Origin of the sequence: Flavobacterium aquicola (assembly GCF_003385115.1) — a bacterium.
Taxonomy (GTDB): Bacteria; Bacteroidota; Bacteroidia; order Flavobacteriales; family Flavobacteriaceae; genus Flavobacterium; species Flavobacterium aquicola.
Genome location: NZ_QUNI01000012.1, coordinates 15507 through 39446 on the forward strand (window position 1 = coordinate 15507; position 23940 = coordinate 39446).

23 protein-coding genes are annotated in these 23940 nt (G+C 35.6%); 13 read left to right on the top strand and 10 right to left on the bottom strand.

All coding sequences use genetic code 11. The annotated features are described in order from the left end of the window. Positions 1-29: 29 nt before the first annotated feature. From C8P67_RS17265 to dnaA, 3 genes are all read right to left on the bottom strand, one after another. Positions 30-752 (bottom strand): SAM-dependent methyltransferase, encoded by a 723-nt coding sequence (locus C8P67_RS17265; RefSeq protein WP_115814437.1) that lies wholly within the window; start codon positions 750-752, stop codon positions 30-32. A 98-nt stretch (positions 753-850) separates the two neighbouring features. Beyond that, positions 851-1321 (bottom strand): low molecular weight protein-tyrosine-phosphatase, encoded by a 471-nt coding sequence (locus C8P67_RS17270; RefSeq protein ID WP_115814438.1) that lies wholly within the window; start codon positions 1319-1321, stop codon positions 851-853. Positions 1322-1324: 3 nt separating this feature from the next. Beyond that, entirely contained in the window at positions 1325-2752 is a 1428-nt protein-coding gene (gene dnaA, locus C8P67_RS17275; RefSeq protein WP_115814439.1) for a chromosomal replication initiator protein DnaA, read from the bottom strand. 184 nt (positions 2753-2936) lie between these two features. On the opposite strand from dnaA, the gene C8P67_RS17280 reads away from it, so the two are divergent. Further along, positions 2937-3341 (top strand): acyl-CoA thioesterase, encoded by a 405-nt coding sequence (locus tag C8P67_RS17280; protein ID WP_115814440.1) that lies wholly within the window; start codon positions 2937-2939, stop codon positions 3339-3341. Positions 3342-3371: 30 nt separating this feature from the next. Here C8P67_RS17280 and C8P67_RS17285 read toward each other — a convergent pair whose 3' ends face one another. The 3 genes from C8P67_RS17285 to ribD form a co-directional block, all read right to left on the bottom strand. After that, positions 3372-4001 (bottom strand): IMPACT family protein, encoded by a 630-nt coding sequence (locus C8P67_RS17285; protein ID WP_115814441.1) that lies wholly within the window; start codon positions 3999-4001, stop codon positions 3372-3374. 160 nt (positions 4002-4161) lie between these two features. After that, positions 4162-4764, bottom strand: a complete 603-nt coding sequence (locus tag C8P67_RS17290; protein ID WP_115814442.1) for an HAD family hydrolase — start codon at positions 4762-4764, stop codon at positions 4162-4164. Continuing rightward, positions 4757-5800, bottom strand: coding sequence for a bifunctional diaminohydroxyphosphoribosylaminopyrimidine deaminase/5-amino-6-(5-phosphoribosylamino)uracil reductase RibD (ribD, locus tag C8P67_RS17295; protein ID WP_115814443.1), 1044 nt, complete (start codon positions 5798-5800; stop codon positions 4757-4759). The genes C8P67_RS17290 and ribD overlap by 8 nt, the downstream gene beginning before the upstream one ends. Before the next feature lie 106 nt (positions 5801-5906). On the opposite strand from ribD, the gene C8P67_RS17300 reads away from it, so the two are divergent. Beyond that, positions 5907-6392 carry a GNAT family N-acetyltransferase gene (locus C8P67_RS17300; protein ID WP_115814444.1) on the top strand — a complete coding sequence of 162 codons (486 nt, stop codon included), beginning with the start codon at positions 5907-5909 and terminating at the stop codon, positions 6390-6392. Between the two features lie 147 nt (positions 6393-6539). After that, a complete protein-coding gene (gene prmC / locus C8P67_RS17305) occupies positions 6540-7394 on the top strand; it encodes a peptide chain release factor N(5)-glutamine methyltransferase (protein WP_115814445.1) in 855 nt (284 codons plus the stop codon). 79 nt (positions 7395-7473) lie between these two features. Here prmC and C8P67_RS17310 read toward each other — a convergent pair whose 3' ends face one another. Next, on the bottom strand, positions 7474-8718 hold the full coding sequence (locus tag C8P67_RS17310) for an ABC transporter permease (RefSeq protein ID WP_115814446.1): 1245 nt from the start codon (positions 8716-8718) through the stop codon (positions 7474-7476). 323 nt (positions 8719-9041) lie between these two features. Between C8P67_RS17310 and hisS the strand changes: the two genes are divergently transcribed. Beyond that, positions 9042-10412, top strand: a complete 1371-nt coding sequence (gene hisS, locus C8P67_RS17315) for a histidine--tRNA ligase (RefSeq protein WP_115814447.1) — start codon at positions 9042-9044, stop codon at positions 10410-10412. Positions 10413-10522: 110 nt separating this feature from the next. Here hisS and C8P67_RS17320 read toward each other — a convergent pair whose 3' ends face one another. Next, positions 10523-10873, bottom strand: coding sequence for a hypothetical protein (locus tag C8P67_RS17320; RefSeq protein ID WP_115814448.1), 351 nt, complete (start codon positions 10871-10873; stop codon positions 10523-10525). A gap of 584 nt (positions 10874-11457) precedes the next feature. Here C8P67_RS17320 and C8P67_RS17325 point away from each other — a divergent pair. From C8P67_RS17325 to C8P67_RS17335, 3 genes are all read left to right on the top strand, one after another. Next, positions 11458-12126, top strand: coding sequence for a suppressor of fused domain protein (locus C8P67_RS17325; protein WP_115814515.1), 669 nt, complete (start codon positions 11458-11460; stop codon positions 12124-12126). Between the two features lie 229 nt (positions 12127-12355). Next, the gene (locus tag C8P67_RS17330; RefSeq protein WP_115814449.1) at positions 12356-12655 is read left to right on the top strand and encodes a type II toxin-antitoxin system RelE/ParE family toxin; all 300 of its coding nucleotides are present in this window, start codon (positions 12356-12358) and stop codon (positions 12653-12655) included. Positions 12656-12658: 3 nt separating this feature from the next. Further along, positions 12659-12943 (top strand): addiction module antidote protein, encoded by a 285-nt coding sequence (locus C8P67_RS17335; protein WP_115814450.1) that lies wholly within the window; start codon positions 12659-12661, stop codon positions 12941-12943. 60 nt (positions 12944-13003) lie between these two features. Here the strand turns inward: C8P67_RS17335 and C8P67_RS17340 are convergent, their stop codons facing one another. Further along, the gene (locus C8P67_RS17340; protein ID WP_115814451.1) at positions 13004-13696 is read right to left on the bottom strand and encodes a carboxylesterase family protein; all 693 of its coding nucleotides are present in this window, start codon (positions 13694-13696) and stop codon (positions 13004-13006) included. A gap of 238 nt (positions 13697-13934) precedes the next feature. Here C8P67_RS17340 and C8P67_RS17345 point away from each other — a divergent pair, with 238 nt between their 5' ends. The 4 genes from C8P67_RS17345 (at position 13935) to dnaE (ending at position 20266) form a co-directional block, all read left to right on the top strand. Then, positions 13935-15050, top strand: a complete 1116-nt coding sequence (locus tag C8P67_RS17345; protein WP_115814452.1) for a PQQ-dependent sugar dehydrogenase — start codon at positions 13935-13937, stop codon at positions 15048-15050. A 28-nt stretch (positions 15051-15078) separates the two neighbouring features. Continuing rightward, the gene (locus tag C8P67_RS17350; RefSeq protein WP_245980487.1) at positions 15079-15564 is read left to right on the top strand and encodes a c-type cytochrome; all 486 of its coding nucleotides are present in this window, start codon (positions 15079-15081) and stop codon (positions 15562-15564) included. 437 nt (positions 15565-16001) lie between these two features. Further along, a complete protein-coding gene (gene dinB / locus C8P67_RS17355) occupies positions 16002-17210 on the top strand; it encodes a DNA polymerase IV (protein WP_115814453.1) in 1209 nt (402 codons plus the stop codon). Continuing rightward, the gene (gene dnaE, locus C8P67_RS17360; protein ID WP_115814454.1) at positions 17210-20266 is read left to right on the top strand and encodes a DNA polymerase III subunit alpha; all 3057 of its coding nucleotides are present in this window, start codon (positions 17210-17212) and stop codon (positions 20264-20266) included. Before dinB ends, dnaE begins: the two co-directional genes overlap by 1 nt. A gap of 118 nt (positions 20267-20384) precedes the next feature. Here dnaE and C8P67_RS17365 read toward each other — a convergent pair whose 3' ends face one another. Further along, complete coding sequence (locus C8P67_RS17365; RefSeq protein WP_115814455.1) at positions 20385-22619, bottom strand: DUF6055 domain-containing protein; 2235 nt, start codon at positions 22617-22619, stop codon at positions 20385-20387. A gap of 672 nt (positions 22620-23291) precedes the next feature. On the opposite strand from C8P67_RS17365, the gene C8P67_RS17370 reads away from it, so the two are divergent. Further along, positions 23292-23549, top strand: a complete 258-nt coding sequence (locus C8P67_RS17370; RefSeq protein WP_115814456.1) for a hypothetical protein — start codon at positions 23292-23294, stop codon at positions 23547-23549. Between the two features lie 166 nt (positions 23550-23715). Next, the gene (locus C8P67_RS17375; RefSeq protein ID WP_100844370.1) at positions 23716-23892 is read left to right on the top strand and encodes a histone H1; all 177 of its coding nucleotides are present in this window, start codon (positions 23716-23718) and stop codon (positions 23890-23892) included. The last annotated feature ends 48 nt before the right edge of the window (positions 23893-23940 follow it).

Below are 23940 nucleotides of genomic sequence, written 5' to 3' on the forward strand. Positions count from 1 at the left end.
AGTTATGGTGGTACGCTCAAAATGTTTTTTTACATTTTATGGATAATAAAAATAGTGGGACGTTTGTGTAAGTCGATCGTTTCTTTTTTCCATGCCGAAATTTTCTTTGTTTTGATGTATTCTGTCGGTAAGGTGATATCGGCAGCTATGCACAAATGAGTTTCGGGATTCAGAGTTTGGATTAAATCTTCCAGTAATTTATTGTTGCGGTACGGTGTTTCTATAAAAATCTGAGATTGATTTTTTTCGAAAGAGATACGCTCTAAACTTTTGAAACTCGCTCTTTTTTCGTCTTTTTCGATGGGCAAATAACCGTGAAAAGTAAAGCTTTGTCCGTTCATTCCTGATGCCATCATAGCCAATAAAATAGAAGAAGGGCCAACAAGTGGAATCACTTGAATTCCTTTTTCGTGCGCTAATTTTACGATTACTGCACCCGGATCGGCTACTCCGGGACAGCCGGCTTCGCTCATGAGTCCCATGTTTTTTCCTTCCAAAAGCGGTTTTATAAACTCTTGGTGTTCTTTGGTCTCAGTATGTTTGTTAAGGATAAAAAGTTTTAATTCGGATTGTTTTTTTTCCGGATTGGTGAGCTTGATAGATTTACGGGCAGTTTTATCATTTTCAACTACATAATAATCGATTAAATCGACACATCTTTTTATGGTTTGCGGTAATACATCCATAGGGTCGCAGTCGCCCATTGTAGTAGGAATTAAATACAGTTTTCCAAAAAGAGGTGCTGCTTTCATAAGGTGATTTTTTTAGGAATGAGAAGTTTTAGCCTTATAAGAATGATTTTTTGCTAGTGTACTTCGCTGGCAAAGTTATGAAAATAACAGATTTGATTTTATTCAGAATGTTTAGCAATCAGTCTTTCGGCAATTACTTCGCAGGCTTCGTCAAGCATTTTATATACTTGGTCAAAGCCATTCGCCATTCCGTAATAAGGATCAGGTACATCTACATTTTCATCAGGAAATATAGCATCCAGAATCAGCTGAACTTTCGCTTTTTGAGTTTCGTTTTGTGCCAAATGAATTACATCATTGTAATTACTGCTGTCCATTACAAAAATATAATCAAAAGTATCAAAATCAGCTCTTGAGAATTGTCTTCCTTTTTGATTGCAAATGTCTAAACCATTTTTTTTTGCGGTGGATATGGAACGTTTATCTGGTGCATGGCCAACATGCCAAGAACCTGTTCCTGCTGAGTCAACAAGGAATTTTTCAGTAGGAAGTTTGGAGGCTAATATACCTTCTGCCAAAGGAGATCGGCAGATATTGCCCAAACAAACCATTAAAATTTTAACAGGCATTGCTTATAGCGTTAATTTTGAATTGATATCTTCGACATACTTTTTGAATTGTTTGTCGGTAGCAACTAAGTTATCTACAGTTTTGCAGGCGTGCAACACAGTAGCGTGATCGCGGTCTCCTATTTGAGAGCCGATATTGGCTAATGAAGCTTTAGTGAATTTTTTAGCAAAAAACATTGCTAATTGTCTCGCTTGCACTACGTGTCTTTTTCTTGTTTTGGATTGTAAAGTTTCTAAATCCAATTGGAAATAATCGGAGACAATTTTTTGAATATAATCGATCGAAATTTCTCTCTTTACATTTTTTACAAATTTCTCTACGACGCTTTTTGCCAATTCAATAGTTACTTCTTTTTTGTTGAAAGAAGATTGTGCAATCAATGATATAATAGCGCCTTCCAGTTCACGAACATTTGATTTGATGTTTCTCGCAACATATTCTATGATTTCATCAGGCATTTCAACACCATCACGGTATAAAATATTTTTTAAGATGGAAATTCTGGTTTCGTAATCTGGCTGGTGTAACTCGGCAGATAATCCCCATTTGAAACGGGATAGTAAGCGCTGTTCAATATCCTGCATGTCCACAGGGGCCTTGTCCGAAGTTAGGATAACCTGTTTTCCGTTTTGGTGCAGATAGTTGAAAATATGAAAAAATACATCTTGTGTTCCTGATTTTCCAGAAAGAAACTGAACATCGTCAATGATTAAAACATCGATTAATTGATAAAAATGAATGAAATCATTTCTATTATTTTTCTTTACCGAATCAATATATTGCTGTGTGAAAATTTCGGCAGAAATATATAAAACGGTTTTCTCAGGAAATTTATCTTTAATTTCTACTCCAATGGCATGCGCCAAATGCGTTTTTCCTAATCCAACACCGCCAAAAATCAATAACGGGTTAAATGAAGTTCCTCCAGGTTTATTGGCAACTGCCATACCAGCAGAACGCGCTAGTCTGTTAGAGTCTCCTTCTAAGAAATTATCAAAACTATAATTCGCATTTAACTGTGACTCAATTTTTAAATTTCTTATTCCAGGGATTACAAACGGATTTTTTAATTCTGGGCTAAGGTTTTTAAAAGGTGCATCTACTTCCTGTGCTTTTACCGGCCCTCTGTTGGCACTTGGTAATTGTTCCGTAAACGGCTGTTTGTTACCATAAGTGTTTTCCATTTTAATTTTATAAAGTAACTTTGCGTTTTTTCCAAGTTCTTTGGTCAAGGCTACTTTTAATAATTTTACATAGTGTTCTTCTAACCATTCGTAGAAAAATTTACTTGGTACTTGAATATATAATGCATTATCGGTAAGTTCAACTGATTTAATTGGCTCAAACCAAGTTTTATAGGCTTGATCTTGAATGTTGTCCTTTATAAAGGACAGACAGTTTTCCCATACTGATTGTGCAGTCTTGTTCATATATCTAGTTAAATTATTATATTCTGGGTATTTATTATCTTACAAAAAGAATGCAAAAAAAATTCTTTTTTCGGGATAACAAATATGTGAACAATTATCTGTAAAAAAAAATATTTTAGGTTATAATTTTTGGAAAAATTGTTGTAAGAAGCTTTTTAAAATTTAAATTTTTAATGCAAAATTAATGAAAGATCATCAAATTCAAGTTCGTGTCCGTTACTCTGAAACGGATCAAATGGGAGTAGTTTATCACGGAAATTATATTCCTTATTTTGAGATAGGAAGGGTGGAATGGCTTAGAAATAAAGGGGTTTCATATAAAGTCATGGAAGAAAGCGGTATTGGTCTTCCTATTGTTAATATGAATATCAGTTATAAAAAATCGGCTAAATATGATGAGCTGCTTACGGTGCACACGGTTTTCAAAAGTCAGACGTCTGTGAAGATTGAATTTGATTGCGCCATTTACAATGAAGCCAGAGAGTTATTAACAACGGCTCAATTTTTATTGGTTTTTGTCTCTCTAAAAACAGGCAGACCTACTGCTCCGCCGGATTACATTTTAGAACTACTAAAAACTTTTGAATAATCATCAGTGTGGATTCATTTTGATGCGGAATTATAGTTTTTTTATATCAATTTCAAACAATGAATTAAAAGTGTCGAATACCATTTCGGCATTTTTTTTTCTGGTTTTTATTACAAATCTGCCTATCGGTAAATTAGTTTCCTCATCAATTTCCATTTCTTGATTCACAATATCCAGTTTTTTTTCTTTGATTACCCGCATCACTTTATTCATATTTTTATAATCGAATGAAATCTGAAAATGAATATCGATAGTTTTTTCGATAATTTCACAAGATTCTAATGTGATTTGTGCTGAAGTTTTATAAGCAGAAATTAATCCGCCGACTCCTAATTTTATGCCACCATAAATACGGACTACAACTACAAGAACGTTAGTAAGTCCAAAAGATTGTATCTGGCCGTAAATTGGTGTACCGGCAGTATTGCTGGGTTCTCCATCATCATTCGCTCTATACTGAATAGTTTCTGTACCTATTTGATAGGCGTAGCAATAGTGAACCGCATGCGGATGTTTCTTTTTTAAGATTTCAATGATGGGTTTAACTTCGTCTTCGGATTCTATAGGAAATGCATATCCAAAGAATTTACTGCTTTTTTCCTTAAATAAAGATTCTTCGGAGGAAAATGCAATAGTATTATAGGTGTCTTTCATGTTCAATGGCAAAAATCAATTGCAATATCAAATTTCAATATTAATTTTTAATCTATAAAAGTTTAATTTTCCGAGTTAGTTTAGGAATTTTTATTTTTTCATTGCCATTGCCATTGCCATTGCCATTGTCATTGTCATTGTCATTGCCATTGAATTTTGATATTTGCTAAAGTATTTGTTTATCAAACAAATGAACGACGTCTTCTTCTCCTACTTGTAAATTCCAAATTTGAAGACCAAGTGCTGATGCAGCATCAGTATTTTCTTTTTTGTCATCTATAAATAAGGTATGTTTGGCCTGCAGTCCGTGCTGGTCAAGTACAAAGCTGTATACATCTGGATTGGGTTTTCTCATTCCGATTTCAAAAGAAAAGTATACTTTCTCAAAACATTGATAAAAATCGCTGTAAAATGAAGCTCCGGTTTTTTGTTCGAAAGTGTCAATGTGAATCGCATCGGTATTGCTTAATAAAAATAAGCGGTACTTTTTAGATAGCATTTGAAGAAATTCTAATCTATATAAAGGGAAATCGGCTAGTATAGAATTCCATGCTGCACGAATATCTTCGATAGAGGCATCGTTGGTATGTTTTTGAATTCCAGATAAAAAATCGTCACCCGAAATTGCGCCCACTTCATATTGTAAGTTCAATTGGTTTAAATCTTCGTTCCAATGGGGTATGCCAAGATTTTTCAAACCGTCCAGTGTAGCCTGTTTATCTAAATTGATAAACACGTCTCCAAAATCAAAAATTATAGCATTAATCATGGTTTCTTAGTATTGTAAGTTCGTCCCTTTCAATTAGGTGTTTTTCTGAATTTGTTTTTGGCAGTAAAGGAGCTTGAATTCCTTTGCCTAAATTTATATTTCCTCTAAAAACTCGTGCTTCATCCCAAAGATCAGCATCGATAAAGGTCTGTAACGTTCGGAGTCCTCCTTCTATAATAACGGATTGTATGTTGTTTTTATAAAGTGAATCAGCGATTTGAGAGGCGATATTTTGTTTAAAATCTATTCTCTCAAAGGTAGTGTTTTCTTCGGGAATAGTATTTTGGGAATTAGTAAAAACTATTGTTCTTGCTTGATTATCAAAAACAGCATTTCCTTTTGGAATACGGCTGTTCTGGTCTAATACCAGCCGAACAGGATTGTTTCCGTACCAATCTCTGGCGTTCAGCTTTGGATTGTCGTCAAGAACAGTTTGTGTTCCTACTAAAATAGCCTGCTCTTCAGTACGCCATTTATGAACTAATTGTCTGGAATACGTATTGGTAATCCAAACTGGTTTTTTTTCAAGTTTTTCAAGTGGAGCAATAAAATCATCCTGACTTTGTGCCCACTTTAATATAATGTATGGTCTTTTCTTTTGATGAAAAGTAAAAAACCGTTTGTTGAGTTCATTACATTCTTCTTCTAGAATTCCAACTGTAACATGAATCCCTGCTTCGATTAATTTCTTAATACCGTTTCCAGAGACTTCACTAAAAGGATCTACGGTGCCAACGACCACATTTGGAATTTTATTTTTTATAATTAAATCACAGCAGGGAGGCGTTTTTCCAAAATGACTGCAAGGCTCCAGACTCACGTAAATAGTCGCTTTTGAAAGCAGTGATTTATCCTGCACCGAATTTACGGCATTAACCTCGGCATGAGGTTCTCCGGCTTTTTTGTGCCAGCCTTCGCCAATGATTTTGCCATCATAAACAATAACGCTTCCAACCATAGGATTGGAGTAGGTAGTTCCCAGTCCGTTTTTGGCCAAAGCTATACAACGGCTCATGTATTTTTCATGTATTTTCACTTTACAAAAGTACTAATTTTGGATTTAGGAATTTGCTTCGAAACTTAGGATGTTTACCGTTTACAATGGCTATTTTTGTGGACAGAATTAACAAAAGAGCACTTTTATGGATAATTGGATTATCAGAAAAATACAAAAAGAAGACAATGAAGCAGTTGCTCAATTAATAAGAGATGTTTTTGACGAATTGAATATTCCGAAAACTGGAACAGCTTACGAAGATCCGTATCTCGATTTGATGTTTGAAGAATACAATAAGTCAAGATCTGTTTATTATGTTGTGGAAAATGATGGGCGTATTGTCGGCTGTGCTGGTGTGGCTCCATTAGCAAATGAAGCAGAAATTTATTGCGAACTGCAAAAAATGTATTTTCTCCCAGAAACCCGCGGAAAGGGAATTGGAAGTAAAATGATGGAGCAATGTCTGCAGAGTGCCCGTGAATTTGGTTTCGAAAAATGTTATCTAGAAACAATGCCCTTTATGCATGATGCTCAAAAACTGTATAAAAAATCAGATTTTGAATATATTTGTTCACCGATGGGAAGCACAGGACATACGAGCTGTCCCGTTTGGATGCTTAAAGATTTATGAATTCAATTTTTTAAGTTAGAAAGAACAAGATACATTATAAATTAACCGCTATGACCGCAAAGAATTACGCAAAGCTTTGCGAACTTTGCGATTCCTTTGTAAACTTTGCGGTTTAAATTTTTCTCAGTCAATACATTTTTATAGTAAATGAAAATAAAAGAATACAGAAACCAATTTATTCAAGTACTTGCTCCTATTTATGATGAAGGTGAAGCGGAGAGTTTTTTCTATTTAATTTTGGAAGAAAAACAGCAGCTGAAAAGAATCGATTTGGCTCTACAGCCTGATTTGGAACTTTCACAGGAAGAAATTGCCGTTTGGAATTCGATTTTGGAACAATTAAAATTGGAGATTCCGATTCAGTACTTGTTAGGGAAAACAAGTTTTTACGGATTGGATTTTGAAGTAAATGAAAATGTTTTGATTCCAAGACCTGAGACAGAGGAATTGGTGGATTGGATTTTAGAAAGTCAAAAGTCAAAAGTCAAAAGTCAAAAGCTGAAAATTCTAGACATAGGAACAGGAAGCGGATGCATTGCTGTTTCGCTCGCTAAGAATCTTCCAAATGCTCAAGTTTTTGCTATTGATGTTTCTGAAAAAGCTTTGGCAACAGCCAGAAAAAATGCCGAAATCAATGCTGTCGAAGTAACTTTTATATCTCAAAATATTCTTGAAACTCAGGATTTAGAAAAAGAGTTTGATATTATCGTTTCGAATCCGCCGTATGTAAGGAATCTCGAGAAAGAAGAAATCAAGAAAAATGTTCTGGACAATGAACCGCATTTGGCACTTTTTGTAGAAGATAACGACGCACTGATTTTCTACAGAAAAATAGCCGAACTGGCTCAAAAAAATCTAACTATTTCAGGACAATTGTATTTTGAAATTAATCAATATTTAGGAAAAGAAATGATTGAATTATTAGAAGGAATGAATTTCAAAAATGTCCAACTTCGTAAGGATATTTACGAAAATGATAGAATGACTCGAGGTACGAAGTAAGATATTTGATATACAATATTTGATTATATTAAGTTTACAGAAATCGTATATGCAAAATCAAATATCGTATATATAAAACCTACTCATATCGCAGCGCCTCAATCGGATCCAGATTTGCAGATTTAATCGATGGATACAATCCAGATACAACGGCAACAATAAAACTGGTTACAAAAGCAGCTATGATTGCTCCCCATGGCACTACAAAAGAAAAATTCATTAAGGTCGAGATTCCAAAACCAATTAAGATTCCAAAAACAATCCCAACAAAACCGCCTATTTGACCAATCAGTAATGTTTCAATAAAAAACTGAAAGGCAATGGTCGTTTTTTTGGCTCCTAAAGCTTTTCGGACACCAATTTCTCTAGTACGCTCCGTTACCGATACGATCATGATGTTCATCAAAGCAATCGAAGATCCCAAGATGGTAATAATCCCGATAAGCCACGCTGCCATATTTAGATAGCCCGAGATACTCATTATTCTGTTAATCAAATCATCGCTGCGTACTATTCCAAAATTATTTTCTTTTACTGGACTTAATTTTCGGATTCTGCGCATTGAACTAATAGCATAATCGGTTGCTTGATTTAATAATTCCTCTTTGCCAACCATAACACTTACAGAATAATTAATGTTAGGCGCTGTAAATAAAGACCGGGCCACTTGTATAGGAATCAAAACTCTCAAATCCTGGCTGTTTCCAAATGTTGAACCCTTTTCCTTCAGCATGCCGATCACTTTAAATTTGGCTCCTCGTATAGAAATTGTTTTGCCAATAGGATTGACATCTTTCAAAATTCCTTTCGCAAAATCAGAACCTAAAACACAGACATAAGCATTGTTTGAAATATCAAAATTGGTGAAATTTCTTCCTGAACCGGTTTCTAGCCCCGAATTGCCCAGAAAATGATCGTCGACACCCAGAACACTTATTTCGGGATCAGTCTTTAGACTTTCATATCTTACTTCGGCAGTCGATGTGGCGGTAAAGGATAATGACGTTTCGGTCATTGGATAGTTGTATTTATTCCTGAAAGCCACAGCTTCGGGATAGGAAATAATAGGATTTATAATTTCGCGTTCCCCGCCGCCCCTGCTTCGGGTCGTGTTTTCGTATTGATTAATATTAAAGGTATTGGCTCCCATCGAAGCAAAGCTGGAGGATAAAGTGTTCCCGAGTGCCGCCACAATGGTCAGGATCGCAACCAGAGCCGTTATACCAATGGCAATAATAAGTACCGTGAGAGTGGTTCGTAGCAATTGAGTTCGGATGGAACCAAATGCAATTCGGATATTTTCTTTAAATAATTTTGGCATCATGGTAGTTTGACACGAAAATACAATTTTTGTTACAAAAGGGTTTGGGCAAATTTCGAAATATGACAGAGTATTTTTTTAGGAGCAGTCTCCAGCTGTCCACTATATCTGTCGTCCCGAACCCCGGGACAACAGGATGCCGTTCCCATCTGGGCTAGGGCATTCCGTCATTGAAGAAGTTCACATTAAAAGTTTAAATTTTTCAAACAGAATTATTTTAAAAGTAGGATATTTGCAGAATTATTTCAAAAAGAGGTTTACGATTTAGTTTTGTCTGAATCTGAAACCAATAATCTGAAAATCCAAAAATCTAACAATCTAAATAAATGGCTTCAAAACCAAGCATTCCAAAAGGAACCAGAGATTTTTCACCTGCTGAGGTGGCAAAAAGACAATATATTATTCAAATTATCAAAAGCAATTTCGAGAAATTTGGATTTCAGCCTATAGAAACCCCTTCATTCGAAAACTCCGAAACCTTAATGGGCAAATACGGCGAAGAAGGCGACCGATTGATTTTTAAAATATTGAATTCGGGAGATTTTTTGGCAAAAGCCAATGAAGCACATTTGGAAGCTAAAGACAGTACGAAATTAACTTCAAGTATTTCCGAAAAAGCCTTACGTTACGATTTGACCGTTCCATTTGCGCGCTATGTAGTACAGCATCAAAATGAAATCGAATTCCCTTTCAAAAGATACCAAATTCAGCCTGTCTGGCGTGCCGACCGCCCGCAGAAAGGACGTTTTAGAGAATTTTTTCAATGTGATGCCGATGTCGTGGGGTCAAAATCCTTGTGGCAGGAAGTAGAATTGGTACAATTGTATGATTCGGTTTTTACGGCATTAGGATTAGCAGGAGTAACCATAAAAATCAATAACCGAAAAATACTTTCCGGAATTGCCGAAGTCATTGGAGCATCTGATAAATTGATTGATTTTACCGTAGCTTTAGACAAACTTGACAAAATAGGCGAGGACGGCGTAAAGAAAGAAATGATCGAAAAAGGAATTTCCGAGGAAGCAATCGTCAAAGTCCAGCCTTTATTTAATTTCACAGGAACCATCTCTGAGAAAATCGAAAAGCTTTCGGTTTTATTATCTTCTTCGGCCGAAGGAATGAAAGGGGTAGAAGAACTGCGTTTCATTTGTGACAACGTTTCAAATTTAGGATTATCTACTGCCGGTTTAGACTTGGATGTCACTTTAGCAAGAGGATTAAACTATTATACAGGAGCCATTTTTGAAGTAGCCGCTCCAAAAACCGTTGCGATGGGATCCATTGGCGGCGGCGGACGTTACGATGATCTGACGGGTATTTTTGGATTAAAAAATATGAGCGGCGTGGGGATTTCTTTTGGACTCGACCGAATTTATCTGGTTATCGAAGAACTAGGCCTGTTCCCAGAAGCAGTAACTTCTACATCCAAAGCATTGTTTATTAACTACGGTGAAAAAGAAGCTTTCTATTCGATGAAAGCCATCAAAGAACTGCGCGCTTCAGGAATTAAGGTAGAATTGTATCCTGACAATACCAAAGTTGCTAAACAATTCCAGCATGCTGATAAACGATTTATTCCTTATGCCGTAATTGTAGGCGAGGAAGAAATAAATAACAATCAATTTAGCTTGAAAGACTTGGTTTCTGGAGAACAGAAAAAAGTCAGTTTAGAGGAGCTGACAGCGATTTTAAAATAACAAAAAATAAAAACCATAAAAAAGTGATTGTCGAATAGGTCATTCTATTCTTCAATCGCTTTTTTGCTGAGGTGTCTGCAGCAGTTAATTTTCTGTTGTAGTCTGAGAAATTATTTTAGCAGATCCTTGTATATTTTATTCTCCAGTTTTAGTGCATTTACTTCTTCCTGCAGTGCTTTCAATTCTGTTTCGAGAGCAGTTTCTCTGGGAGTTGTATAAGCAATTGGTAAGTGCGAAGCCAGATCGGCAAGGAGATTGCGGTTTACAGCCACCGAGATTTTCCACAGAATACCAAATTGAAGCGATTCCTGCGCCATGTATTTAGTAGCGGTACTATCTGCAATGTTCAATTGTCGGGCTACTTCGGCTCTGTTGACACCTTTGGCAGCAAAATACTTTCTTAAAAACTGACCAATGTGCGGATAAGGAACTGCCCCTTGGGTTTGATATTTTTGTGCCATTGTTTATATAATGTTTTGTGATGGTTTCAAATGTAGCAATAAAAATAATGATTCATAAGATTTTACTTGTTTTTTAATAAGTAAGCCAAGCCAGACTTCTACTACAGCAAAAATAAAAGCAGGGAATAACAGCTTTATAATAAGCCAGCGTAGCTTTATACTAAGTGAACTTAGTCTAATGATAAGAAAACGTAGTCTAATACTAAGTCGACGTAGCTTTATGCTAAGTTATCGTAGTCTTGTGCTAAGTAAACGTAGCTTAATACTAAGTAAACGTAGTCTTTCGCTAAGTTAACTTAGCTTAATGGTAAGAAGACGTAGCCTTATGATAAGCAGACTTAGTATAAGTGAAAGCATGGCTTTCCAGGATAGCAAATGGTGTAACTTTCATTTTTATATGCACGATTATTTTTAGAAGTAGTTCGAAAAAAATGTAAGAGAATAAAAAAAGGTTTGTAAGTTTGGTGGTAATAGAAAAAACAAAATAAACTTTCGCATATTTGATTAATGTTGTGGCTGTGTCATTAATAGCGGATATTTGAGAGTTGGCAGAAATAAAACCAAAAATAACTAAAAAGAGAAATATGAGTTTTTTTAAAAAATTATTCGGTGGAAGAAATAAAGAAGTTGAATTGTCGACAAGAGAATTTACCGAAGAGGAATATAATATCGATTACGAATTAAAAGAACAAGGACTAGAAAGTGTATTAGGTAAAATGCACGGAATCGTTGGACACGCAATAATACCATTTTCAATTGGAGGAGCTGTTGATATGTATTATTTCAAAAATCATATTAAAGGAACTGGATTTGCAACAATGGAGTTGTTAAATCCTGATGGATTTGGACCAAAACCTAACAGAATTGGAACTTATGAATTAGTTGGTTTTACAAAATTAGCTTATAACGATAGCGAAGAAAACGAAACTGAATTTAATACAATCGAAAGACGCTTTTGTGGAATATTTACGACTATTGGAAATTATGCTTCACAAGCAATTTTAAATCCGAATGAAACAATTGAAGTTCCAAATGGAACCGATGAAAATAATTGTCTGATTTTAGACAACTACAGACCTGACAACAAAGAATTCAAAATCGGGGAAAGAAACCATCATTTATTGTTATGTTTAGAGGTTTTCAGAAGCGAAATGGAATTTGCTAGAAAAAATGGAAGTGGAAAATTAATCAATTTACTAAAAGAAAAAGGATTTTATCCCTATAGTGATTTAGATAGAAACTCCGTTGTCTAATTGGCATCACATAACAGTTACTACAACGGATTTGGGCAATTGGCTTAATGTAAATATGGTTTTGTATTTGAAAGATTTGACAAATCCGAAGAATGGAATTAATTTAGTTCCAAACCCGCTGAATTACTAGAATGTTGTGCGTCATTTTGCCCAAACAGAACGTTTAACTGAATTTGCAGTATTAAATTATTTTATATAATTTTGTATCCAAACGAATACACTTTAAAGAATGTACTTTATTGAAAAAACGACGGAATTTGATAGGTGGTTCAAGAAACTGAATGATTTTAGAGCAAAAGCAAAAATTTTGTTCCGACTTCAAAAACTAGAAAAGGACGAACACTTTGGAGATTGCGAACCTGTTGGAGATGGGATTAGAGAACTGAAAATCAACTACGCAAAAGGTTATAGAGTTTATTTCAAAGAAATTGATGGGAAAGTTATTATTCTACTTATTGGAGGAGATAAATCTACTCAACAAAAAGACATCGAAAAAGCAAAAGAAATTTGGAAAAAATTAAAAAAATAGAAAATGGAAACATCAAAATTTGATATTGCAGATTATTTAGACTCCAACGAAATGATTGCTGAATATCTAAATACAGTTTTGGAAGAAGGTAATGATGCAGAAATTGTTACTGCAATCGGACATATTGCAAAAGCAATTGGTATGACCAAAATTGCAGAAGAAACTGGAATGAGCAGACCAAGTTTGTACAAAGCATTGTCTGAAGGAGCCAAACCACAATTTTCAACAATAATGAAAGTTTTGAAAGCAGTTGGAGGACAGATACATATAAACCCAATAACTACATAAAAACGAACGCACAACCGCTACAACGGATTTGGCCAATTGGCTTAATAGAAAGTTGTTTTCTTATGGAAGAAATTTACAATGATCCAGCATCCAGGTATAGATTTTATCTTCTCTGAAATATCTTTCGACACTGCCATGATTGCCGCCTTTCACGACTGTAAAAGTAAGGTTGGCATCGGGATTGCAGGTTTGAATGGCTTTGACCATCTTTTTGGATTGAGAAATCGGGACAATGTAATCCCTGTTTCCGTGAATAACCCACAGCGGAATTTTGCTTAAGTTGTAAGCATCTTTTGGATTTCCGCCTCCGCAGATGGCTACTGCGGCGGTTATTTTATCGGGATATTTGCCCGCAAAATCAAAGGTTCCGTAGCCTCCCAGACTCATCCCGCAAACATAAACCCTTGACAAATCGGTATTGTAATTGTTTTGAACATATTCCAGTAGCTGCAGCAGCTTGTCCGGATCCCAAGCACCGTGGGCTATCTGCGGAGCAATGACAATGGCAGGGATTTCTTTTCCTTTTTCGATCGCCCGTATAACACCGTATCGTTTCACCCGATTCAAATCAGTTCCTGAAAGGCTTTTTCCGTGCAAAAATAAGATGATTGGAGCTTTGTTATCCAGAACTTCCTGTTTGGGTAAATTAATCCAGAATGGATAATCGGTTTGGTCAGTTATGGCTTTTAATTGTGCTTTGGCTGTAGTAATAGTGCAAAGAATAATCAGGTAAAATAGTATAGGGGAACGCATTGTTGTTTTGTAATTATTTTGAAATGGGACCGCAAATTAACTTTTTAAAATTAAGTACGACCATTTTTTTAGATTTTAATGAATAAAAAAGATCTGTAATTCTAAATGTTTTGCAGCCGGATGATTATTTTTTGTAAAAATTAAGAGCTCTTTTTATTATATTATTCGGGTGTTAAGGCGAATTAATTTTGAAAAACTATCCATTAAAAACTATTTTATTATTTTTAATAAAAAAAAGATGGATAGAATCACACTTTTGATCTGTGCGTTTATTTGTATGAACAGTCACGGACAGCAGGTAAAGCCGAATGATATTCCTCTTCAGGAAGAAGTAAAAAAATATACTTTTGAAACTGTCGCTGATGGTATTAATAATCCTTGGGGAATGGCTTTTTTACCAGATGGCACAATGCTGGTTACAGAAAAAAGCGGTGTTGTATATCATATTAAAAACGGTGTAAAAACCGAAGTCAAAAATGTTCCTGCAGTTTACAGCCGAGGACAAGGAGGACTGCTCGACATCGTACTGCATCCTGATTATGCGAATAACGGCTGGATTTATATCACGTATTCTAATAAAGAAGGCGAGGGAAGCAATACTAAACTTATTCGTGCAAAACTCGAAAACGAGAGCCTGACGCAGATAGAATCGCTATATAAATGTGGACCAAATACCGCCAAAAGTCATCACTTTGGTTCGAGAATCGTTTTTGATAACGAGGGTTATTTATATTTTTCGGCTGGTGAAAGGGGAGAACATTTTGTAAATCCGCAGGATATTACCCGTGATAATGGAAAAATTTACCGACTGAATGATGATGGCAGTATTCCAAATGACAATCCTTTTGTGGGACAGCCCAAAGCTAAGGAAGCGATTTACTCCTATGGTCACCGCAATCCACAGGGATTGGTAAAACATCCCGTGACTGGTGTTATCTGGGAGCACGAACATGGTCCGCAGGGCGGTGATGAAATTAATGTCATCAAGAAAGGGGCAAATTATGGCTGGCCCGTTGTGACTTACGGTATCGATTATGATAATTCGATTATCAGTAAGGAAAAACAAAAAGAAGGCATCGAAGACCCGATATATTATTGGCTTCCATCCATTGCACCCAGCGGAATGACTTTTGTTACCGGCGATAAATACCCTGACTGGAAGGGAGCACTTCTTGTAGGATCGTTGAAATTTCAGTATTTAGAAATACTTAAATTAGATGGATACAAAGTTATCAGCAGACAAAAAGCGGCGGTCAATATTGGCAGAATACGGAATGTGGCGCAAGGTCCAGACGGTTACATTTACATAGGAGCAGAGGGAAAAGGAATCTTAAAAATTATACCAAATCCGTAAGACATAAAGTTTAAAACTTGTGTTTTGAATGATAAAACGAATTAAAATAGATGCAGTGATGAATAAAATAGATAATAGTAAAACAGCTCTTTTGGTACTGGCTGGGCTGTGTTTTTTAAATATGGCAGCTTTCGTTCCCAGTATAGATGCCAAATATATTTCTATAACAGGACAGCAGACATCTTTGCAGGAAAGCATGGCTAGAGGAAAAGAGATTTATGCTGAATTTTGTATCCAATGCCATTTGTCTTCAGGAAAAGGTAATGGCAGTAGTGTACCGCCGCTTGATGATTCTGATTGGCTGAAAAAGAAGAAAACCGAGAGTATTCATGCAGTGAAGTACGGGCAGACAGGAGAGATCACCGTTAATTTAAAAAAGTACAACGGTACCATGCCCCCGATGGGTTTGAGTAATGAAGAAGTCGCCGATGTGATGAATTATATACAGAATTCGTGGAGCAACAAACAAAGCAAAAGAATTACCCCAGAAGAAGCAGCATTAGTAAAACCTTAATTGAAGTAAGCAGATTATCCTCGGCATATTCTGAATGTGTTATTTCGTAATTTATTCCAATAAAAATGCCCTTAAACTATTGATGTTTAAGGGTGTTTTTTTTAAGCTGAAGATGACAAGATTCCTGTGTTTTTTACGGATGATTTAGATTTTTCTCCATTATCCTATTTGATTTTTGGAATACTCCAAAGACACAAAAATCGAAGAAATTGTTCTATTTGATAAAAAAACAAGAACGTCTCTGATGTATTAAATAGATAATTATTTCATTAAATCTTTTGCAGAAAATATATCCAGCGCATATTTCTAGACGTGCAATATTGTCGGAATTCTGCGGCATACGTTAAAGGGATTATAAGTCACCAAAAACAAAATTAAAACAGTGATTAATCGTCCTAATTTTGTAAAATATATTTCAATGTAAATTTCAAAATACTATGACACGTGCCATTGTACATATGGATTTGGATACTTTTTTTGTCTCCTGTGCCAGACTGCAAAACCCTCAATTGAATGGTATTCCTTTAATTGTTGGCGGTGGCGAAAGAGGCGTTGTCGCTTCGTGTTCTTATGAAGCAAGATATTTTGGAGTGCGTTCTGCGATGCCTATACGAATGGCATTGCAGCTTTGTCCACAGGCAAAAATCATCAAAGGGGATATGGAATTATTTTCTAATAAATCCTATGAAGTTACCCAGATTATTGAAGAGAATACTCCTATTGTGGAGAAAGCAAGTATTGATGAGTTTTATCTGGATATTTCAGGAATGGATAAATTCTATGGCTGTTACAAATGGACCAATGAACTCTCGCAGACCATTACAAAGGAAACAGGATTGCCTATAAGTTTTGCTTTATCGGTCAATAAAACAGTTTCTAAAATTGCAACAGGCGAAGGGAAGCCAAAAGGAAATCTGGAGATTCCTCAAAATAAGGTGCAGTCTTTTCTAAATCCTCTTTCTATCCGTAAAATTCCAATGGTTGGTGAAGTGACATTCAATCTGCTGTCAAGACTGGGCATCCGAAACATAGAAAAATTATCAGAAACCCCTGCAGAAGTATTACAAAGCCTGATAGGCAAAAATGGGCTGGAACTTTGGAAAAAAGCCAATGGCATTGATAATTCCCCCGTTGAACCTTATACCGAAAGAAAATCACTTTCAACGGAACATACTTATCTTCAGGATACGATCGACATACAAAAAGTGAGAGAACTGATTTTGGGAATGATCGAAAAATTGGCCTATCAGGCACGGTGTGAAGAGTGGCTTGTTTCCACTATATCAGTCAAAATACGATATGCCAATTTTGATACAGAAAATCTGCAGCGAAAGATAACATATACTTCCTGCGATCATGTTTTAGGAAAGATGGCATTGGAATTATTTGGTAAACTTTACAACCGCAGAATGCGTATTCGATTGGTAGGCATAACCTTTAGCGGATTAGTCCGAGGAACTTATCAGATAGATATGTTTGAGGATACTGAGGAAATGCTGGCATTATATCAAGCGATGGATAAAATAAAGAACCGTTTTGGTTATGATGCAGTGACACGCGGCGGAAGCAGAAACCTTAAATCAAAAACAGCCAATATAATTTCAAATCCGAGAGCACAAATAATTACTCCTAAAGATCCTGAATAATGTACCTTAATTGCCATTCCTTTCATTCGCTGCGTTACGGAACTATTCCATTACATGAACTGGTGAAGCAGGCGGGTTCCTATAATGTTACAGCCATGGCTTTGACTGATATTAATACAGTAACCGGAATTTATGATTTTATAAAAGAGTGTAATGCTTCCCAGATAAAACCTTTGATAGGAATCGATTTTCGCAATAACTGCAGACAATTATATGTGGGTTTGGCAAAAAACAGCGATGGAATAGGGGAGATGAACAGGCTGTTAACCAAACATAATTTCGAAAACAGTCAGCTTCCGGATTGTGCACCCCGTTTTCAAAATGTCTTTGTCATTTATCCATTAGATAACGTTCCCGATGAATTGCAGGAGAATGAATTTATTGGTATTACTGCCGATCAGCTTCCCAAGCTATACAGTCCTGCATGGAAAAGCAGGATGGATAAAATGGTGGTACTGCAAAGTGTTACGTATAGAACAAAATGCGAATTTAATCTGCATAAAATTTTAAGGGCAATCGATCTCAATATTATTGGAAGCAAATTAACAAAAGCGGATTACTGTAAAATTTCTGATGTAATGATACCTCTAGAAGACTTAACGGCTAAATTCGACAGCTATCCAATTATTATTAAAAACACAATAAAAATCATATCAGAATGTAATTTTCAATACGATTTCAATATCAAAAGAAATAAAAAGCATTACAAAGCAAACAAACAGGAGGATATTGAACTGTTAACTACACTAGCTTACAAAGGTATGATCCGCAGGTACGGTAATAGCAACGAGGAAGCATTAAAAAGAGTCGAAAAAGAATTAAAGGTAATTGATGAACTGGAATTCAGCGGTTATTTTCTCATCACCTGGGATATTGTGCAACACAGCATCAGTCAGGGATTTATGCATATCGGACGAGGAAGTGGCGCTAACAGCATCATTGCGTATTGTCTTGACATTACGGACATTTGTCCGTTAGAACTTGATTTGTATTTTGAACGTTTTTTAAACCTCAACCGAAAAACACCGCCCGATTTTGACATTGACTGGTCCTGGCGTGAACGTGACACCATTTTGGATTACATTTTTAAGAAATATGGACGTGATCACGTTGCTTTTTGCGGGACCAATGTAGAATTCAAATACCGTTCTATTTTTCGTGAAGTTGGAAAAGTCTTTGGTTTACCAAAGGAAGAATTGGATCAGTTAGCCAAAAAACCAATAGAGCAGCATCATAAAAATGAGGTGGTTAGAATGGTACAGAAATTTGGCAAAATGCTCGAAAAATATCCCAATCAGCGCAGTATGCATTCCTGTGGCATTATTATTTCTGAAGACCCCATAACTAATTTTACAGCTTTAGAAATGCCTCCAAAGGGTTTTCCAATTGTCCAGTTTGATATGCATACAGCCGAAGACATTGGTTTTGATAAATTCGATATTTTAAGCCAGCGTGGCATTGGTCATATCGATGATGCCGTAAAACTGATTAAAAAAAACCAGAATATAGATGTCAATATTCGGGATACTTCCATTTCTAAAGATGAAATAAAATGCAATGAATTTTTAAGAAAAGGAAATACCATTGGATGTTTTTATATTGAAAGTCCTGCTATGCGCGGTTTGTTAAGAAGACTTAATTGTGATAATTACAAAGTGCTCGTGGCTGCTTCCTCGATCATACGTCCAGGAGTGGCACAATCTGGAATGATGAAAGAATATATTTTCCGGCACAATCATCCCGACCGTTTCGAATATTTTCATGATGTATTCAAGGAACAATTAGGTGAAACTTACGGTATCATGGTGTATCAGGAGGATGTCATAAAAATTGCCTTGCACTATGGCGGACTTCCTGCTGCTGATGGTGATATCCTTCGCCGGGCCATGAGCGGTAAAGGACGTTCCAAAGAAGCTCTGCAAAAAGTAAAAGACAACTTTTTTAGCTCCTGTGCCCAAAAAGGACATTCATTGCCGTTGAGTCAGGAAATTTACCGTCAGATTGAATCCTTTGCAGGCTATTCGTTCTGCAAAGCACATTCGGCATCTTATGCTGTAGAAAGTTACCAGAGTCTGTATCTGAAAACTTATTTTCCTATTGAATTTATGACAGCTGTGATCAATAATTTTGGAGGCTTTTACCGTACAGAAGTTTACATACATGAGGCAAGAATGTCCGGAGCGAAAATACATAATCCATGTGTTAATAAAAGTGATGAGCAGACCAATGTATTTGGCAGGAATATTTATCTGGGGTTGCAGCATTTAAAAAGTCTGGAATCAAAAACAGCTGCATTTATAATAAGCGAAAGAAATGAGAATGGTCCTTATCAGTCGCTGGAGGATTTTATCAACCGTATCACTATTGGAATTGAAGGAATACAAATACTGATTTTTATAGGAGCCTTTCGTTTTACAGGAAAAACAAAAAATCAATTATTGATACTTGCACGATTAATTTTAATCAATTTCAAGCCAGAGAACCGTAATCTCATGCTGCTCAGCGAACCGGTCAAGGAATATGAATTGCCCGTACTGGATCGCTCGCCTTTTGAAGACGCTTTTGATGAGATTGAACTGCTTGATTTTCCAGTTTCGGTTACGCCGTTTAATTTATTGCAGACTACTTTTCGTGGCGATGTAATGGCAAAGGATTTGACCCAGCATCACAAAAAAACAGTTCGCATGCTTGCCTATTTAATTTCAAGGAAGCATGTTCCCACAAAACGTGGCGACATGTATTTTGGTACTTGGATAGATGCAGAAGGTCAGTTTTTTGATACGGCACATTTTGCCGACAGCCTGAGTAAATACCCTTTTCTGGGTGGTGGCTGTTATCTTTTGCTTGGTCAAGTTGAGGTAGATTATCATTTTCCCACAGTTACCATATCCAAAATGGCTAAAATGCCTTTTATTCCAGACCCCCGTTACGCAGCTACTGATGAAAAAAGATTCCATACACAACAGCAGATCCGTGAAGATGTGAGTATGACTCATAGAGATCCTTATCCGCAGGAACATGAATACAATATGCCCCGGCATAAAATGTCTCCCTGAGAAGCTTTTCAATTTAATAGAAGCACAGTATATTGATTTTCTTCAACTGAATAAAAAAGCCTGATTCTGAAAAAAATCAGGCTTACTAGGACGCATTAAATCTGAGCTAAAAATCTCTTTATTCCTTAATAAAAGATTTAGTTACTAAATCATTTTCTGTTTGAATACGTAAAAAATATACGCCTGGAGCCAAATGACTGCAATTATATGCAACATTAACTCTTCCGCTTTCATAAGTGTCATCTGTAATGTCATTTAATTTATGTCCATTTAAATCAAACAATGAAATATTGACTTTTCCCTGTTCTGTCTGCATAAATGAAACTGTCAAACTTCCGCCTGTTGGATTTGGAAAAATATTTAAACTGACATCTGAAGATTCAACACTTACTTTATTTACAGCAAGTTTTGAAGTGTCACAAGTTGGCGTTACACTAAAAGCCATCGCTGCAGCCGAAAAATTTGTAAAAGAGGGATTAATATCAACATTAGAAACATCGCTGGCACCTTTCCCGTCACAATCACTTCTGCCATTTGTCCAGTATGGGAATTGAAGATATACACCCGGTGTAGAACAGCTTCCAATTTCTGCATCACCGCCTACAACAACTGAGCTTCCAAAATTTCCAGCAAACAGCATAGCATTTCCTTTAATATTGGCCGTATTTGCCACTGAGCCGCCTTCCATCCAGGCATTTCCTTCTACTATAGCACTGTTTGATATAGCGGCGTTATATACACATGCATTACCTCGTATAATAGCGCTTCCGTTAATAGTTCCCCCGTCTACCATTGCATATCCGTCTATTCGGGCATTTCCTGAAATATTTCCAGCTCGTACAATTGCGTACGGCCCCACATATACTGTTGATGCTACAGTTGCAGTATTGGATACCCAGCCACCTCCGTTTGTATGCAGGTGTCCGTTAATTTTAAGAAATTTTCTAAAATCAGCTGCAGCCTGAAACCCTTCAGGATTCGCATTTGCAATTTTTATTTCATAAGGATATCTTCTTTGTTTAGGATATCCTATGTCTGTATTATAATTTACATGCACTTTTGGAGCTGAAAATACCACCAGAAATATATTTGCTTCTGTTGCAGTATTCAAAATAAATGATGCTTCTCCATCCGTTTTATACATTGGACTATAACGGGAAATAGTGCCATCTGTTTTTGTAGTAACAAAACCATATCTCCATCCGGCTTGAGTTGGATTGACTTCCGCATGTCCTTTAAATTTAATGGTTACTTTCTTTTGAGTACCTGAACAAGTTGGGTATAACGGAATAACATTCATCCCGTAGTCCTGCGGCGCCCAATCAGTATTAGTATAATATTGATCTGTAGTTCCTGTAACTTTTGTAAGAAGTGTATATTGTCTGCTTGTATATCGTGGCATATAATCCTGAATTGATTTATATACTTCTCTGATTTTTTTTCCAAAATTGCTGGTGGTATTTATTTGAGAGTTCCATTGAATTGGGTAATCAAACGCGGGCTGTCTCTGCGCATAACCCCACAAATAATCATTCAATTGATCTTGTGTAAAACCTTTGAGTCTTTTGATTGTTTCAAGCGGATGTTCCTGATTTTTCGATTCGGCCCACATTCTTCGTGTAAAATCAAATCCATCTTTTTCCTGTACATAATACATCAAATGAAAATTAGTATAATGATGACGGCTTGATGACCACATAAAGTTTCGGGTCTGTATCCATCGGGTCAAAGTACCATCAATTTCAGCCCATTGTGGATAAGCCTGAGAGCGCATAAAATTAGCGTGCCCTTCAAAGAAAGGACTTGCCCACTCATAACCTGAAAAAGCATTTCCGGCTCCAGGATTTTCCTGAATATGCATCATCATCTGCAATGTATGAGCAAACTCATGAGATAGCGCACCGCCATCTCTTGTTGCTTCAGGATGTACAAACATTGCACCAATAGTATTACTAAATGAGCTGGCTTGGGCAAATGCCTGCAAACGTTCATCTGTAGAGTTCCAAGTATTCATCATCATGATAATGATTTTGTACTTTCCTAAATTTTTTGTCGATGCATTACTAACAAATTTTAAATCAGTTATGTAACGTTTAAAACTGGTCTCAAGAGTGTCAGCAACTGATTTTGGAGTAAAACGCAATGTTGGGTCTGAGTATGTTGCTGGATTGGTACCAACCTTATCTCCCCAATACAGCACAAAATTGGTAGATTCATATCTTCTGGAGCTCGATGTTTTATTATAGAACTCATTATTGGGGTCGCTCCATTCTGTAGGAGTAAAAAGGGTTTTCTGCCCTATTGCAGTATAACTGCAAAGAAAAAGGACAGCTTGAAGTAAAAGTGTTTTCATATAATCAATATTAATCAAGGTTAGAAATCGATTTTAGATATATATTACTGGTGTTTTTTCAAAAAGACATACAAACAAAACTTTACTGCACAGCATCTCGAATGCATTGGACTTTGAATTATCAATTAAAAAGGTCTTTTGTTTACTAAGATAAATATGTATGTGTTTATTATTCAGATAATTAATAATTATGCTTTTTAAGTTTTTTATTTACATTTGTAAATTTAAAAGCATTTACCAAATGAATAGAAGTGTATTTTATCCTAACCAAATACTATATTATCATATTTTAAGTATTTTATTACTATTTAAATAAAAAATGGAAATAAAATATTAAAAACTTGAATATAAATTACACTATATAATGTATGTATTGGTAATATCGTTTTTTAGATTTGCGTGAACCCAGAATTCGACCGTCATGTACGCTGGTGGGAGAAAACAAGTGATCACGCCCCTGTATGGATTGGAATTGATTTCGATACTTTATAATTGCAGTATTTTTTTTTGATAATGCTGTCTAAAAATTTCTAAGCCCTCCCTTGGTAAGAAGATATAAAGCTATGGATACAGATAGTTTTTATTTTATTTCTGAAGAGTAAAAAAATATAAAATACTAATGATAACTGCTGTTAAATTAGCATTTTTGCAGAATAATTAATTTAGAGCAATATGGATATAGTCAAATTTAAAATCACATCAAAAACGATAAAAATAGAAGTACGCAATTCTAATAACTACGTTTTTAATTTTAATACTGCCTTAGATATTGAAAAAGAGGATAAAGATGTTTTATTAAGACTATACAATGCATTAGATATTCTTTTTAAAAAGGAAAATACAAGCGAAATTAAAAACTATATTTCGCCTAATCAGACAAATATACTCGATCAGATTTCTGCCATCGATAATTTAGAAAAGGAGAAATAAACAAATTCTGTGCTGTAGTTTTAAAAATCAAATAGGGATTACATTAGAAACTATCGGTGCTGATTGTGCGTAAATTATAATGAACAGGATGAGTTTTAGTAATAAGTTATTTGCTTATGTGTATTATTCTTCTATTTTTGTATCTAAGAATTTAAATAAAATCATCATGAAAGACTTAGTTGCAAAAATTAATGCAGAAATTGAAACGTTTAAAACTGAATCAGAATCACTTGTAGAAAAAGGTGTGAAAGCAGCAGGAGCAAGAGCCCGAAAATCAAGTTTAGAAATAGAGAAACTTTTAAAAGAATTTAGAAAAGTTTCAGTAGAAGAATCTAAAAAATAATTTATTTCAAAAAAGCCCTTATGATTTTCATAAGGGCTTTTTTTATAG